Origin of the sequence: Pseudomonas sp. SIMBA_041, assembly GCF_046535095.1 — a bacterium.
Lineage (GTDB): Bacteria > Pseudomonadota > Gammaproteobacteria > Pseudomonadales > Pseudomonadaceae > Aquipseudomonas > Aquipseudomonas mucoides.
Window position 1 is genome coordinate 1 of record NZ_JAWRXJ010000082.1, and the last position, 366, is coordinate 366.

Below are 366 nucleotides of genomic sequence, written 5' to 3' on the forward strand. Positions count from 1 at the left end.
GAAAAAATTTAGGTGAAAATGTGAAATGGAAGCAACCAAGATGTTCGAGTTAATGGCAAAGATCTTGACAAGATGCTCATCTTAGGTTCTGTTTATGTGCCTGCTCGTAAGTTGGTCAAAGCCCTTGGATTACAAGTGGAATCAGGTGACCAAAGCTGTAAGACTGAAGGTTGCGTAAAGCGTGTCACCATTCATGACATTAAGTACAAAGATTTCAATTCCATGTGCTAATTGTCCTATAGAATAGGGGGTTTCTTCAGTCTTGATAGATTGTGCAATGCGAAGAGAAAGCCTTTCCGTCCAAGTCATATGATCGACCCTCCTGTTATCGATTTGCAAAAGAAATTCGAAAACTGGTCACACCAT

The 366-nt window shown here is 40.2% G+C and carries 1 protein-coding gene; it reads right to left on the bottom strand.

Going from position 1 to position 366, the window contains the following annotated elements:
• Window positions 1–141: 141 nt before the first annotated feature.
• Window positions 142–309, bottom strand: a complete 168-nt coding sequence (locus SB725_RS30320; protein ID WP_410923045.1) for a hypothetical protein — start codon at window positions 307–309, stop codon at window positions 142–144.
• Window positions 310–366 lie beyond the last annotated feature (57 nt).